This is a genomic window from Bradyrhizobium viridifuturi, from assembly GCF_001238275.1.
Taxonomy (GTDB): domain Bacteria; phylum Pseudomonadota; class Alphaproteobacteria; order Rhizobiales; family Xanthobacteraceae; genus Bradyrhizobium; species Bradyrhizobium viridifuturi.
On record NZ_LGTB01000023.1, the window covers coordinates 75,418 to 88,725 of the forward strand.

The 13,308-nt window shown below is 64.3% G+C and carries 13 protein-coding genes and 1 pseudogene; 5 read left to right on the forward strand and 9 right to left on the reverse strand.

What is annotated here, in order from left to right; all coding sequences use genetic code 11:
* Positions 1-51: 51 nt before the first annotated feature.
* Together ALC15_RS21430 and ALC15_RS21435 are read right to left on the reverse strand one after the other, a co-directional pair.
* A complete protein-coding gene (locus ALC15_RS21430) occupies positions 52-1,602 on the reverse strand; it encodes an ABC transporter substrate-binding protein (RefSeq protein ID WP_050628970.1) in 1,551 nt (516 codons plus the stop codon).
* Positions 1,603-1,671: 69 nt separating this feature from the next.
* Positions 1,672-2,445 (reverse strand): class II aldolase/adducin family protein, encoded by a 774-nt coding sequence (locus tag ALC15_RS21435; RefSeq protein WP_050628971.1) that lies wholly within the window; start codon positions 2,443-2,445, stop codon positions 1,672-1,674.
* 148 nt (positions 2,446-2,593) lie between these two features.
* On the opposite strand from ALC15_RS21435, the gene ALC15_RS21440 reads away from it, so the two are divergent.
* The 3 genes from ALC15_RS21440 (at position 2,594) to dusA (ending at position 5,729) form a co-directional block, all read left to right on the forward strand.
* On the forward strand, positions 2,594-3,298 hold the full coding sequence (locus tag ALC15_RS21440) for a GntR family transcriptional regulator (protein ID WP_050628972.1): 705 nt from the start codon (positions 2,594-2,596) through the stop codon (positions 3,296-3,298).
* Positions 3,299-3,346: 48 nt separating this feature from the next.
* Positions 3,347-4,372: a histone deacetylase family protein gene (locus ALC15_RS21445; RefSeq protein ID WP_050628973.1), complete on the forward strand. Its 1,026-nt coding sequence runs from the start codon at positions 3,347-3,349 to the stop codon at positions 4,370-4,372.
* Positions 4,373-4,733: 361 nt separating this feature from the next.
* Positions 4,734-5,729: a tRNA dihydrouridine(20/20a) synthase DusA gene (gene dusA / locus ALC15_RS21450; protein ID WP_094194006.1), complete on the forward strand. Its 996-nt coding sequence runs from the start codon at positions 4,734-4,736 to the stop codon at positions 5,727-5,729.
* A 95-nt stretch (positions 5,730-5,824) separates the two neighbouring features.
* On the opposite strand, the gene ALC15_RS21455 is transcribed toward dusA, so the two are convergent.
* The 5 genes and pseudogenes from ALC15_RS21455 to ALC15_RS21475 all read right to left on the reverse strand — a co-directional run bounded on the left by ALC15_RS21455 (position 5,825) and on the right by ALC15_RS21475 (position 10,159).
* The gene (locus ALC15_RS21455; protein WP_244486192.1) at positions 5,825-6,655 is read right to left on the reverse strand and encodes a LysR family transcriptional regulator; all 831 of its coding nucleotides are present in this window, start codon (positions 6,653-6,655) and stop codon (positions 5,825-5,827) included.
* Between the two features lie 168 nt (positions 6,656-6,823).
* Positions 6,824-7,990: a muconate/chloromuconate family cycloisomerase gene (locus ALC15_RS21460; RefSeq protein ID WP_244486193.1), complete on the reverse strand. Its 1,167-nt coding sequence runs from the start codon at positions 7,988-7,990 to the stop codon at positions 6,824-6,826.
* 78 nt (positions 7,991-8,068) lie between these two features.
* A pseudogene (locus ALC15_RS21465) lies at positions 8,069-8,937 on the reverse strand (intradiol ring-cleavage dioxygenase).
* A gap of 71 nt (positions 8,938-9,008) precedes the next feature.
* Positions 9,009-9,533, reverse strand: coding sequence for a flavin reductase family protein (locus ALC15_RS21470; RefSeq protein WP_050628976.1), 525 nt, complete (start codon positions 9,531-9,533; stop codon positions 9,009-9,011).
* Positions 9,530-10,159 carry a nucleotidyl transferase family protein gene (locus ALC15_RS21475; protein WP_244486194.1) on the reverse strand — a complete coding sequence of 210 codons (630 nt, stop codon included), beginning with the start codon at positions 10,157-10,159 and terminating at the stop codon, positions 9,530-9,532. The genes ALC15_RS21470 and ALC15_RS21475 overlap by 4 nt, the downstream gene beginning before the upstream one ends.
* A 255-nt stretch (positions 10,160-10,414) precedes the next feature.
* On the opposite strand from ALC15_RS21475, the gene ALC15_RS21480 reads away from it, so the two are divergent.
* Positions 10,415-11,992 carry a 4-hydroxyphenylacetate 3-hydroxylase N-terminal domain-containing protein gene (locus ALC15_RS21480; protein ID WP_050629015.1) on the forward strand — a complete coding sequence of 526 codons (1,578 nt, stop codon included), beginning with the start codon at positions 10,415-10,417 and terminating at the stop codon, positions 11,990-11,992.
* 74 nt (positions 11,993-12,066) lie between these two features.
* Complete coding sequence (gene catC, locus ALC15_RS21485; RefSeq protein WP_050628977.1) at positions 12,067-12,357, forward strand: muconolactone Delta-isomerase; 291 nt, start codon at positions 12,067-12,069, stop codon at positions 12,355-12,357.
* Positions 12,358-12,359: 2 nt separating this feature from the next.
* Here catC and ALC15_RS21490 read toward each other — a convergent pair whose 3' ends face one another.
* Together ALC15_RS21490 and ALC15_RS21495 are read right to left on the reverse strand one after the other, a co-directional pair.
* On the reverse strand, positions 12,360-12,950 hold the full coding sequence (locus ALC15_RS21490; protein WP_050628978.1) for a TIGR02281 family clan AA aspartic protease: 591 nt from the start codon (positions 12,948-12,950) through the stop codon (positions 12,360-12,362).
* Positions 12,951-12,975: 25 nt separating this feature from the next.
* On the reverse strand, positions 12,976-13,179 hold the full coding sequence (locus ALC15_RS21495; protein WP_050629016.1) for a DUF1289 domain-containing protein: 204 nt from the start codon (positions 13,177-13,179) through the stop codon (positions 12,976-12,978).
* Positions 13,180-13,308 lie beyond the last annotated feature (129 nt).

The window sequence follows — 13,308 nt, forward strand, 5'->3', positions numbered from 1 at the left end:
AGGAAACGGCAGAAACCGCGGCGCTGGACAGCGCCGCGGCGAGACGGGTCGTTACTTGTCGAGCCAGGCGTCGCGGAAGCCGTCGTTGACGCCGATCGCGGTGGTGATGAGGTTCTTGACGTTGCAACGGGTGATGGTCGGGAACTGGAGTTCGAGCTGCCAGGCCACCGGCACGTCGTCGGTCAGGATCTTCTGCGCCTTGAGATAGATGTCCTCGCGCTTGGAGTCGGGAAAGGCGGTGGCGCCGTCGGCGAACAGCTGATCGATCTCGGGGTTCGAGTAGCCTTCGACGTTGTTGAACGGCGAGCCCTTGGAGATCTGGCTCGAGATATAGTTGCGGCCGACGCCGAGCGCAGGATCGCCATACTGATAGAGATAGGTGAAGGCGATGTCGTAGTCCCAATCGGAGACCTTCTGGTTCCAGCCGGGAACGTCGGTTGCGATCATCTCGACATTGATGCCGACGTCCTGCAAATTCTGCTTCACGGCTTCAGCCCAGCGCTGCCAGGTTTCACCATAGGGCAGCGGCAGCAGGCGGACCTTCTCGCCCTTGTAGCCGGCCTCCTTCAGCAGCGCCTTGGCCTTGGCCGGATCGTAGTCGTAGGTGGTCACCTTGTCGGTGTAGTATTTGATGGTGGAGGCCGACGGGCCGGTCGCGACCTTGGCGAGGCCGTTCCAGATCACGTCCTTGGCGAAGTTGCGGTCGATCGCATACATCAGCGCCTGGCGGAATTTCTTGTTCGCGGTCGGGCCCTGCCGGTTGTTGAGCCACAGCCAGGAGTGCGGGCTGAAGAATTCCCAGCCGGCGCCGGTGACGCAGACATTCTTCAGCTTGGTGAGACGCGGCACATCGAAATTCTCGACCGAGCCGCCCGGCAGCACGTCGACCTTGCCGGTCTCGAACGCCACCGCGCGCGCCGCGGCGTCGGGGATCACGTGCCAGTAGATCTCGTCGAGATGCGGCAGGCCCTTGATGTAGTAGTTCGGGTTCTTGACCAGGTGGATGAACGAGCCCTTCTGCCATTCCTTGAACATGAAGGGGCCGGTACCAATAGGGGTGTTGTTCGCCGGATTGGTCTTGTAGTCGGTGCCTTCGTAGATGTGCTTGGGGATCATCGGCAACGAGCCGACCTCGAAGATGCCGAGGAACGGGCCGAATGGCTGCTTCAGCGTGAACACCACGGTGTAGTCGTCAGGTGTCTCGACCTTGTCGAGCTGGGCAAGGTTGCCGCGGGCGCGCGGATGGGTCTGCTTGAGGAATTCGATCGAGAACGCGACGTCGGCCGAGGTGAACGGCTTGTTGTCGTGCCAGGTGACACCCTTGCGTAGCTTGAAGGTATAGATCTTGCCGTCTTCGCTGACGCTCCAGCTTTCGGCGAGACCTGGCAGCGGCTCGAGCTTGGGCGAGTAGCGCAGCAGGCCTTCATAGATGTTGCCGGCCACCATCTGGGTCGGGCCGTTCTGCACCAGGCCGACCATCAGGCCCGGCGGCTCCGGCTGGATCACCGCGTTGATCACGCCGCCGGATTTCGGCTCCTCGGCAAATGCCGCGGTGCTCAGGGCACTCGCCACCAAAAGACTCAACAGAACTCGCTTCAACATGTTCAGGCTCTCTTGTTCGATTTGCCCGGCCGCAGCTCCGAACCGGTATTCACGTTGCTTGAAAGCGCTCTAGTTCACGAAATCCGGATCGGTGCGCGCGAGCATTCGCTTGAAGGCCGCCCACTCGGTATCGGGCACGCCGTTGCTCTCGATGCTGTCGTAGAAGGTTGCGTATTGCCCGGCGGTCTTGTGCGCGACCGCGTCCGACAGCGGCGCGATCTCGGCGCCGGCGGACTGGATCGCAAGCTGCGCGCGGCAGGAGCGCTCCAGATTGTGCATCAGCTTGAAGGCTTCCGAGACCGAGCGGCCGCAGGTCAGCATGCCGTGATTGCGCAGTACCATCACGAACTTGGCGCCGAGGTCGGCGACCAGGCGCTCGCGTTCGTCGAGATCGAGCGCGATGCCTTCGTAGTCGTGATAGGCGAGGCAGCCGGTAAACTGCATCGACCATTGATTGAGCGGCAGCAGTCCCTGCTTCTGGCAGGACACCGCGACGCCGGCCACTGTGTGGGTGTGCAGCACGCAGGCGACGTCCGGCCGCGCGGCATGCACCGCGCTGTGGATGGTAAAGCCGGCCGGATTGATGCCGAGCCCGAGCGGATCGTCGATCACGATGCCGTCGAGATCGACGGTGACGAGGTTGGACGCCGTCACCTCCTCGAAGCGCATGCCGTAGGGATTGATCAGGAAGCGGTCATGACTGCCGGGCAGCCGCACCGAGATGTGGGTGTAGATGCTGTCATCGAGCCCGAGCCGGTGGATCAGCCGGTAGGCCGCCGCGAGGTCGATGCGAAATTGCTGGTTCTGGTCCTTCACGGCGTCGGGCCGCACATGCGTCGTCATCGTTGCTGCTAGTCCCTGTCCGCGGGCCGTTTTTGTTGCAATGCAATGCCCGCGCCACCAAACTGTCGACAATCTAAGAATTGATCAAGATCAAACTGTCGACAATCGACGATTAAATAATGTACAAGGGTCGAAACGGACCCTTTTGATGCGCACGATTTCCCCTCCGGTCGGCTTGCCGGCCCTCAACGAGACCGACCTCGTCGGTCAGGTCGCCCGTCGTCTGACCGAAGCGATCGTGCAGGGGCGGCTGCCGCCGGGATCAAAGGTCGTCGAGGCCGGAATCGCGCGCGAGCTGGGGGTGAGCCGGGCGCCGGTGCGCGAGGCCGCGCGGCTGCTCGAGCAGCAGGGCTTGCTGGTCGCCAATCCGCGCCGCGGCTTCTTTGTCCGGCAGTTCGCTGCCGATGATATCGACGAGATCTACGACCTGCGTTTGTGCGTCGAGCGTCATGCCGCGGTGCTTGCCGCGCGCAACCTGACGCCGGAGACGCGCGACAAGCTGCGACGGCAAATCGACGTGCTGCACGAGACCGCCGATCTCGACGATCCGGCGCGGCAGGTCGAGGAAGACTATCGCTTCCATCGTCTGATCTGCGAGATCGCGGGCAACCGGCGCATGCTGCGGCTGTTCGACGATCTCGCCTCCGAGTTGCGCATGGTGATCGGCCTGATTGGTCGCCTCTATGACGATCCGCACGAGATTGCGCGCACGCATGAGCCGGTGCTCGCTGCGATCGAGGCAGGTCATCCCGAGCGCATCGTCGCGCATGTCGACTATCATATCGGTCATGCCTGGCGGGAAGTCGGACGGCTGGTGCGCGAGATTCCGCCATGGCCGGCGGCGGCGAAATAGCCGCGCGCGATGTTGCGATCTTTCTGATTCATCCAACAGGAGTGTCCCGTGAAGGCCGTCTACAGTGATCTGCACCGCAGCCATGATCCGCAGTTCTTCCTGGTCCGCGGCGTGGTCCAGCGCACCACCGAGCAGCCCGAGCGCGCCGATCGACTGCTGGCAGGCCTGAAGGCCGGCAAGCACACGCTGATCGAGCCAACCAAATTCGGGCAGGGGCCGCGGGCGCGGGTGCACAGTCCGGAATATCTGAGCTTTCTCGCCGAGGCCTGGGATATGTGGTCCGCACTAGGCGATGCCGGGCCGGAGATGATCGCGAACATCCACCCGGTGCGCAACGCCGCCACCTATCCGACCCATATCGTCGGCAAGCTCGGCTGGCACACGGCGGATACCGCAGCGCCAATCGGCAAGGGCACCTGGGCCGGCGCCTGCGCCTCGAGCGACGTCGCGGTCACCGCCGCGCAGATGGTGCTGGACGGCGAGGATGCCGTCTATGCGCTGTGCCGTCCGCCGGGCCACCATGCCTATCGCGACATGGCCGGCGGTTTCTGCTTCCTCAACAACAGCGCGATCGCGGCGGAGCATCTGCGCCAGAAGCATGAGCGCGTCGCGATCCTCGATGTCGACGTGCATCACGGCAACGGCACGCAGGGCATCTTCTACGAGCGGGGCGATGTCTTCACCGTCTCGATCCACGCCGATCCGTCGTTCTTCTATCCGTTCGTCTGGGGCTACGCGCATGAGCGCGGCGCCGGACCCGGCCTAGGCGCCAATCTCAACATTCCGCTCGCCAAGGGCACCGGCGACGACGATTACATGAAGGCGCTGGCGGCGGCGGAGCGGGCGATCCATTCTTTCGCGCCGACCGCGCTCGTGGTCGCGCTCGGCCTCGATGCCTCCGAGAAGGACCCGCTGGCGGGCCTCGCCGTCACCACCGACGGCTTCCGCCGCATCGGCGAGGGGCTGGCCCGGTTCGGCCTGCCGACGGTGCTGGTGCAGGAGGGCGGCTATCTCTCCGACATCCTCGGTGCCAATCTGACGGCCGTACTCGGCGGATTCGAAGCCGCGCGCTAGTGCCGTTGCGTTGAGGATGCGTCGCGCCATTCATGTCGCGGGATGCTCGGTATCGTGCCTTTCATCCCACCGTTGGCGCCACACATTCCGCGCCGGTCCGAGCAACGCTGGTTGGCAAGAGTCTCGTGATTGAATCAATCCCATCAACCGGATTGTTGCGTCTCGAGGGAAAAGGCTTGCTGCCGGACGGCGAGAGATACTGGACAAGGAGCGAGTTTCGGCGCACTGCCAGGACGCCGAATTCCAAGGTAGTTGTCGTTCGACAAAGAAGCAGGGATTCCGCAAGCTGCGACGTCGGCGACTTTGGCCCTGACGACGGACAGGCCGATGCTTCATCCTGGTGAGACGGTAGAGTAAATCATTGAAATCGCAAGACTATCGCTTTTCTGTGGCTCCGATGATGGATTGGACGGACCGGCATTGTCGGGTCTTCCATCGCCTGATGTCGCGGCGGGCGCGGCTCTATACGGAGATGCTGACCACCGGCGCCGTGATCCACGGCGACCGGGCGCGGTTGCTCGGCTTCGATGCCAGCGAGCATCCGGTGGCGCTGCAACTCGGCGGTTCCGATCCGCGCGATCTCGCGACCGCCGCCCAGATCGGCGAGGATTTTGGCTACGACGAGATCAATCTCAATGTCGGCTGTCCGTCCGATCGGGTGCAGAACGGCCGCTTCGGCGCCTGTCTGATGGCGGAGCCTGTTCTGGTCGCCGAGGGCGTTGCGGCGATGAAACGCGCGGTGAAAATTCCCGTCACGGTGAAATGCCGGATCGGCATCGACGACCAGGATCCGGAAGTCGCGCTCGATGCGCTGGCGAGCGGCGTGATTGCCGCGGGCGCCGATGTGCTGGTCGTGCATGCACGCAAGGCCTGGCTCAATGGGTTGTCGCCGAAGGAAAACCGCGACATCCCGCCGCTCGACTATGATCGCGTCTATCGTCTCAAGGCGGCGCTGCCGGATGTCCCCATCATTATCAACGGCGGGATCACGAGTCTCGCCGAAGCGAAGCAGCATCTGTCGCAGGTCGATGGCGTGATGCTGGGGCGGGCGGCCTATCAGGAGCCGTGGCGGCTGCTGACGGTCGATTCCGAACTGTTCGGCGAGGTGTCGCCGCATGCGACGATGAAGGACGTGTTCGAAGCGATGCTGCCCTATATCGAGCGGCAATTGGCCGAGGGCACGCGGCTGCATTCGATCACGCGCCATTTTGTCGGCGCCTTCCACGGCGTCTCTGGGGCGCGTGCGTTCCGCAGGCACCTTGCGGAGAACGGCGTGCGGCCGGGCGCCGGGATCGAGGTGCTTCGCGACGCCGTCGCGCGCGTTGACGACCGCGCGCTTGCGCCGGTCGCGGCCTGACCGCGCCGGCTATTGCTTGCGCTGACGCCGCACCACGTCCTGCGCGACCTTCAGGAAGTTGAACAAATGCGGCATCCGGTTGTCGCGCCGGTAGTTCAGCGACAGCGCGGTCCCCGGATTGTGTCCCTCATAGGCGCGATAGGCGACGCCGGGGCGTTCCGCCTGCGAGACTGATTTCGGCACCAACGCGATCCCGACGCGACCGACACCAGGCTGATCGCGGTCTGATAGTCCTGAGCCAGCACCTGCGATTTCGGAATGAAACCCTCTTCGAGGCAGATATTGAGGATGTGGTCGGCGAAGCTCGGGCGCGGCTTACGCGGATAGAGCACGAACGTCTCGGACTTCAATGCCGATAGCCGTGTGACCTGTTGCTCCAGCAGCGGCGAGGTGTCGGACAGCGCAAGGATCAACGGCTCCTGCAGCAACGGCTCCGACTTCAACTCCTCGTCGTCGAGCGAGGGCCGCGCGACGGCGATATCGATCTCGCGCTGGATCACCGCGCGCTTTTGCTCGGCATTGTTCATCGCCGACAATGCGAGCTCGACATCCGGATAGGCCGAACGAAACGCCTTGATCACGTTGGGCAGCATGCCGTAGGTCGCCGATCCGACGAAGGCGACGCGCAGGTGGCCTGAAAAGCCTTCGCCGATCCGCTTGATCTCGCGATGCGTGCGGTCGAGCCGCTCCAGCACGTCGCGGGCACGTTCCAGTAGCACGCTGCCGGCCTGGGTCAGCCGGATCTGGCTGCGGCTCCGGTCAATCAGGATGACGCCGAGATCGCTCTCCAGCTGAGCAATCTGCCGGCTCAGCGGCGGCTGCGCGATCGCAAGCCGCGATGCGGCGCGGCCGAAATGCAATTCCTCGGCGACGGCGACGAAATAGACCAGCCGCCTGAGGTCCATGACATCGTCGCGCTCGGTCACGGGGGTTAGCCGGACGTTCGGCCGCGCGCTTCAAGCGAAGCTGCCGGGAAGGCTGATCGGGTTTGGTGCCGCGTGGTCATCAGCGCGCGTTCGACACGATGGTTGCTATGCGAAGACTGGGCGTGGGTCCCGGGATTGTCAATTGCCCGCGGGGACGACGCCATCTGACTAGTCCTTGCGGGCGAAGGCACGGATCTTGTCCTCGTCGACCTCGACGCCGAGACCCGGGCCGTCAGGGACGCAGATCTCGAACGCGTCGAATTTGATCGGATTGACGACCAGATCCTCGACGAGAATCCGCGGACCGAAATGCTCGGTGCCCCATTCGAGCCTCGGCAGCGTGGCGAAGGCGGCGAGATGCGCGGCCGCGCCGATACTGCTCTCCAGCAGGCAGCCGCCGTAGAGTTCGAGGCCATGTGCGCCGGCGACCGCGGCTGCACGCTTCATTTCAAACAGGCCGCCGCTCTTCACGAGCTTCAGCGAGTAGACGCTGCCGCAGCCCATCATGGCGACGCGCGCAATCTCTTCCTTGGTGAAGGCCGCTTCGTCGACCAGCAAGGGGATCGAGGTGCGCGCAGCGATGCGTGCCATGGTGTCCAGCTGCAGCGCCGACACCGGCTGTTCGACCAGCGCGACGTCCAGCTCCTCCAGCGCGGGCATGAAGCGGATGCATTCGGCCTCGGTCCAGGCCTGGTTGACGTCGACGATCAGGCGCACCTCGTCGCCGAGGCCGGCGCGCAGCGTCTGCAGCCGCTTCAGATCGGCCGGCGGCCGGTTGAAGCCGAACTTGATCTTGAACTGGCGGTGCTCGCGGCGCCGCAGCTTTTCCCTGGCTTCCTCCAGCTCCTGGCCGCTGTCGCCCGAGGCCAGCGCCCAGATCACCTCCATGCGCTCGCGCACGGCGCCGCCGAGCAGCGCGCTGGCCGCGAGGCCGAGCGTCTTGCCGGCGGCATCCAGCAGCGCGGACTCGATCGCGCCTTTGGCCGCGAAGTTGCGGGTAGCGGCCTTGCTCATGCGCAGGGCGTTGGCCTCGAAGGCGAGGGCAGGCTGCCCGAGCAGCGCCGGCGCCAGGTAGTTCGTGACCGCGGCCTTGATCGATTCCACGCTCTCCTCGGCCCAGCGGGGTCCGCCGAGCGTCGAGGCTTCGCCGATCCCCGTCACGCCGTTGTCGAGCAGCACGCGCACCAGCACGTAGCCCTGATGCGTGACTTCCGTGTTCGAAAGCTTGTGCCGCCGACGGGTCGGCGCTTCCACGATGGTGGCGCGGATACTGCGGATCGCAGTGTCCTTGGCGAGGGGGCGCACTTGCTCCACAGGCTCGGCGATCTCAATCACGGCACGGCTCATATGTCCTCGCAGGTCAGTTCAAGTTGAGCCCGCCGGGCCTTCGAGGTCCGGCGGGCCTGGTACGTATCACTCGGCCGCGACGAGTCGCTCGACCGCGGCCTTCTTGAGCTTGAAGTCGAAGGCGAGAACGAGATCGGTGTCGGCACCGGCCGGCGCCCTGGCGAACGTGCCGATCAGGCTCTGCTTCACGGCGAACACCGAGTCGTTGTCGAGATATTTGGTCTCGGAATCGTAGATCTGCGAAATCAGCGACTGATAGCCATCCTTGGAGAGCATGAAGTGGATGTGGCCGGGACGCCAGGGATGGTGACCCATGTACTTCAGCAGCTCGCCGCCGGCGCGTCATAGGGGATCGGGTAGGGCTCGGGGCGAAGCGCCACGAAGGCATATTCGCCGTTGGCATCGGTCGTGAACCGGCCGCGCAGATTGTAGGCCGGCTGCTCGGGGTCCTGCAGATCGTAGAGCCCGTTCGGCGCATCTTCCCAGACGTCGATGGTGACGCCCTCGATCGGCCGACCCGCGGTATCGCTGATCCGTCCGCTGACCTTCACGGTCTGCGCGTTGTCGAACGTCTTCTTGATGATGGAGGCGCCCTTCGGCAGCACCGGCGGGTTTTCCCGGTAGAACGGGCCGAGTACGGTCGACTCGCTCTCGCCGTCGGTCACCCGGTGGTCGAGCATGTCGACCAGCACTTCGACGCCGAGGATGTCAGCGATCAGGATGAACTCGTTGCGCTTCTCGTCCGAGATGTCGCCGGCGCGGCGCAGGAATTCGCAGGCCGCGAACCACTCAGCGAAGGTCAGGTCGACCTCCTTGCAGAAGGCGTGCATGTGGCGGATCAGGCTCGTCATGATCTGGCGGTTGCGATCCGGAATGTCCGGCGAGAGCGCGGCGATCACGTGGTCGGTGATGGTGTCCTTGTTGACGTTCAGCATGGTCGTTTCCTCCTCTTCTTGCAGTTTGATCAAACTTGCATTCCCGTTTTCGGGAATTTCCACTGGTCGCTTCACCAGATAAATTCGTAAGCGGCATTCTCCAGCATCGCAGGCGCAGGGTGCGGGTCGGCAAGGCCGCCGAACCGGCTGCGGAAGAACAGCAGCGGCCGCTTGCACTGCTGCAGCGACATCTCGCGGACATGACCGAGAAAGATGGTGTGGTCGCCTGCGATGATCTCGTCGGCGAGATCGGTCACGAAATACGCCGCCGCGTTGGCGATGACCGGCAGCTCGTTGTGGCGCTCGAACACGTCGCGGAGGTCGAGCTTGGGCTTGCCGGCGAAATGCCAGGCCAGATCCTCCATGCCCTCGGCGAGCACGCTGACCGCGAAGCGGCCGGTGGTCTGGATGTTGCGAAGCATCTTCGCGCTTTTCGCGATCGAGATCGCGACCAGCGGCGGATCGAGCGAAACCGACATGAAGGCATTGGCCGTCATGCCGTGATCGCGTCCCTCGCAATGTGTCGTGATGATGGTGACGCCGGTGCCGAACTGGCCACAGGCATTACGCAGCTCGCGCGGATCGATGGCGGTCATTGGCTGATGACCTCGAGTTGGGCGAGGCTGGATGGATTGGCCGGTGGCGCGGTCAAGACGTCTCGCCAGTTTTCCAGTGCAGACGCCGCAGCAGCAAGGCCGGACCGCCGAAGCGAGCGGATCCGGCTGCTGGAGACGATCTCGCCATTGCCGCAACGCACCGGCGGCAGGATGCGGGTGTCGAAATGTCGGCGCAGCAGCTTCGCGGTGCCGCCCTTGCAGGACCCGAAGCGGAAATCCTCACCGACGATCACTTCGCCAGGGTGCAGGAGCTGCAACTCGGCGAGGAAATCGGCCGCGGTGCGGCTGACGTAGATCTGGTTGAAGTCGGCGACGATGACATGGTCAGGCGCAAATGTTGCTATGCGCTCGAGCTTTTCGTCGAGTGAGATCAGCGCCTCGGCCTGGCCGAAATACACCTTTGGCGGCGGATCGAACGTGTAGACCACGGCCGGGACCCCGCGGCGTTGCGCCGCCGCAATGGTCTGCCGAAGCAGTTCCTGGTGGCCGCGATGGACGCCGTCAAACGCGCCGATGGTGACGACGCTGGCCGTCAGGGCCAATTCCCGATCGCGATGGAAAGCGACAGCGCTGCTGTCAAAACCCTTGGCCAAGCCTTTGCCCATGGCGCGCTCCCTTGCCGTGCCGACTGCGTCAACGGCGGCGTTGCGTCGGCCGAACGATCATCGTCGTCCGGTCCGTGCCGTCTTGTCATAGCCCGAGCCGCAGCGGTCCGCGCGGTATGGTGTGATACCTTTCGCCGGCTCAGGGTGAGCGCGTAGCTTTTCCTCCGATGTCACGCCGACCAAGAGCGTGACGGGATGGTCCGGGCCGGTGCGGCGACGCCGCGCCGGTCCCACGACACAAGCGGAGGAGAAGCCATGACTACAGCAGCAGCCCTGCGGGCCGACGCGCCTGCGTCGACGACCAGCGTCTACACCGGCGCGGAATTCCTGGACAGCATCCAGGACGGCCGGGAAATCTACATCTACGGCGAGCGCGTCAAGAACGTCACCCAGCATCCCGCGTTCCGCAATTCGGCGCGGATGGTGGCGCGCTGGTACGACCGCTTTCACGAGAAGAAGGATCAGATCGGCGTTCTCACCGATACCGGCTCGGGACAGATCACCCATCCGTTTTTCCTCGGCTCGAAAACGGCCGACGACCTCGTGAAGGGCCGCGATGCGATCGCCGAATTGCAGAAGGTCGCGTATGGCTGGATGGGCCGCTCGCCTGATTACAAGGCGGCGTTCCTCGGGACGCTCGGTGCGAATTCGGGCTTCTACGGCGAATACGCCGGCAACGCGAAGAAGTGGTATTCGCGGACCCAGGAGCGGCTCGACTTCTGGAATCACGCCATCGTCAATCCGCCGATCGATCGCGACCGCGCCATCGAAGAAGTGCGCGACGTCTTCATGCATGTCGAGAAGGAGACCGATGCGGGCCTGATCGTATCAGGCGCGAAGGTGGTCGCGACGGGGTCGGCGCTGACGCACTACAATTTCATCGCCCATTACGGCATCCCGATCAAGGACAAGTCGTTCGCACTGATCTTCACCGCGCCGATGGATGCCAAGGGCATCAAGCTGATTGCCCGCTCGTCCTATGAATTCACTGCGGCCGCTACTGGCTCGCCGTTCGACTATCCGCTGTCGAGCCGCTTTGACGAGAACGACTCGATCCTCGTGTTCGACAACGTGCTGGTGCCCTGGGAGAACGTCTTCATCTATGGCGACGTCGACAAGATCAACCAGTTCTTCCCGGCGTCAGGCTTCATCCCGCGCTTTACGCTGCACGGCGTGACCCGGCTTGCCGTCAAGCTCGACTTCATCGCCGGCCTGTTCTCGATGGCGGTCGAGGCGACCGGCTCGAAGGACTTCCGGGGCGTGCAGACCGCGGTCGGCGAGGTGATCGCCTGGCGCAATCTGTTCCACGGCATTGCCGATGCGATGGTGAAGTCGCCGATCGCCTGGCAGGGCACCGAGGGCTACAATCTGCCCAACCTGAATTACGGTTTGGCCTATCGCGTGTTCGCGCCGATGGCCTATCCGCGGATCAAGGAGTTGATCGAGCGCCACGTCGCGAGCGGCCTGATCTATCTGCCGTCGAGTTCGGCCGACCTCGAGAGCGAGGCGATCCGGCCCTATCTCGACCGCTTCGTGCGCGGCTCCAACGGCTATGCCGCGATCGACCGGATCAAGCTGCTCAAGCTGCTGTGGGATGCGGTCGGCTCCGAGTTCGGCGGCCGGCACGAGCTCTATGAGCGCAACTATGCCGGCAATTACGAGAACCTGCGCGTCGAGACGCTGATGGCCGCAAGCGCCACCGGCGACCTCGGCGCCATGCAGGATTTCGTGCGCAATTGCATGAGCGACTACGACGTCTCAGGCTGGACGGCGAAGGACCTCGTCAATCCCGATGATATCAACCTCGTCAGCCGCGGTCTGGTACAAGGCTGACGATCTGGTAGACAGTCCGATGGGGCCGCCGCGACCGCGTGGCGGCCCCATCCTTGCAGAGAGAGTTCATTGCCATGCTGTTCCACGTCGAAATGGATGTCCGCATTCCACATGACATCGCGGCCGAGAAGGTCGACGCGCTGAAGCAGGCGGAACGCGTTCGCGCCATGGAGCTGCAGCGCACGGGGGCCTGGCGTCATCTATGGCGGGTGGCCGGACGCTACGCCAATGTCAGCATCTTCGACGTATCTGGCGCGCAGGAGTTGCACGACATCCTGTCCAGCCTGCCGCTGTTTCCCTTCATGGAGATCCAGGTCACGCCGCTGTGCCGCCATCCATCGTCGATCCACGACGACGATAGATAGCGTTAATCGACCGCCGTGCGCGGCCGCCGATGCCGGCTTGAGGTGCTGATGCTGCCGGTGACGTCGGGGTAACCGGTCAGCGACAACGTGTCGGAGCGGACGCCCCAGCTTTCGAGCCGGTCGAGGAAGCTCATGCCGAGCAGGTTCGTCTTCATCTGGCCGCGCTGCACCACCAGCGCCGGCACCGATTTCTCGACCAGCTTGCCGACCGCGAGACGATCGAGCGTCAGCCGCGCTGCCTTGGTGTGACCGCCGGCGGTTTCCAGATCGACATTGTATTCGAGCATGTCGGTCGGCAGCCCGATCGCCTTGGCGGTTTCCCAGGTCAGGACGACGGAGGTCGCGCCGGTGTCGATCACCATCGGCGCGCTGACGCCGTTGATCTTGGCGCGGAACGCGAACTCACCGCCCTGACTGCGCGCGATCTGCACCGCGGGCGCGGAGGAGGGGGGGGAGGCCGACGCGACGATGCTGCGGCCAAAGATCTGGGTCAGGTTCTCCCTGGCGCGCGCGATCTGATCGGGATCGCCATAGGCGACGACGGCGCCGGCGGTCGCCATCAAGAGCAGGATGACGAGCAGGATGCGGGTCATGCTGCACCCCTGGGCGCGGCCGCGGTCAGGCGCGCTGCGGGCGCGGCTCCATGCGCGCGAGCCCGGCCTCGGCCATGCGCTCCGGCAGCGTCGCCATCACAGATAGCCGCTCGGTGCGGTCCATCTTGTGCCAGCGCGCGATCTCCGGAAGCGTGCGACCACAGCCGAAGCAGAGCTTCGTCCTGGGGTCCATCATGCAGACTGCGATACACGGCGTTTCTGAGCTCATACTTCGACTGTTGAACCGTTTCGGCGGCCAGTGCAAGCCGAGCGGCATGGGATGCTGCATCACGCCCGGGCTTTTTGTCGCGAGCATGGTCCCGGCGCGAACGCCTTCCGTTTGTTGACCTTGAACCCG

Bases quoted from the DNA above. Each gene is read 5' to 3' on its own strand.
- ALC15_RS21480 (WP_050629015.1), top strand. From the start codon at position 10,415: ATGACTACAGCAGCAGCCCTGCGGGCCGACGCGCCTGCGTCGACGACC.
- ALC15_RS21495 (WP_050629016.1), bottom strand. From the start codon at position 13,179: ATGAGCTCAGAAACGCCGTGTATCGCAGTCTGCATGATGGACCCCAGG.
- ALC15_RS21440 (WP_050628972.1), top strand. From the start codon at position 2,594: ATGCGCACGATTTCCCCTCCGGTCGGCTTGCCGGCCCTCAACGAGACC.
- catC (WP_050628977.1), top strand. From the start codon at position 12,067: ATGCTGTTCCACGTCGAAATGGATGTCCGCATTCCACATGACATCGCG.
- ALC15_RS21470 (WP_050628976.1), bottom strand. From the start codon at position 9,533: ATGACCGCCATCGATCCGCGCGAGCTGCGTAATGCCTGTGGCCAGTTC.
- ALC15_RS21430 (WP_050628970.1), bottom strand. From the start codon at position 1,602: ATGTTGAAGCGAGTTCTGTTGAGTCTTTTGGTGGCGAGTGCCCTGAGC.
- ALC15_RS21435 (WP_050628971.1), bottom strand. From the start codon at position 2,445: ATGACGACGCATGTGCGGCCCGACGCCGTGAAGGACCAGAACCAGCAA.
- ALC15_RS21475 (WP_244486194.1), bottom strand. From the start codon at position 10,159: ATGGGCAAAGGCTTGGCCAAGGGTTTTGACAGCAGCGCTGTCGCTTTC.
- ALC15_RS21490 (WP_050628978.1), bottom strand. From the start codon at position 12,950: ATGACCCGCATCCTGCTCGTCATCCTGCTCTTGATGGCGACCGCCGGC.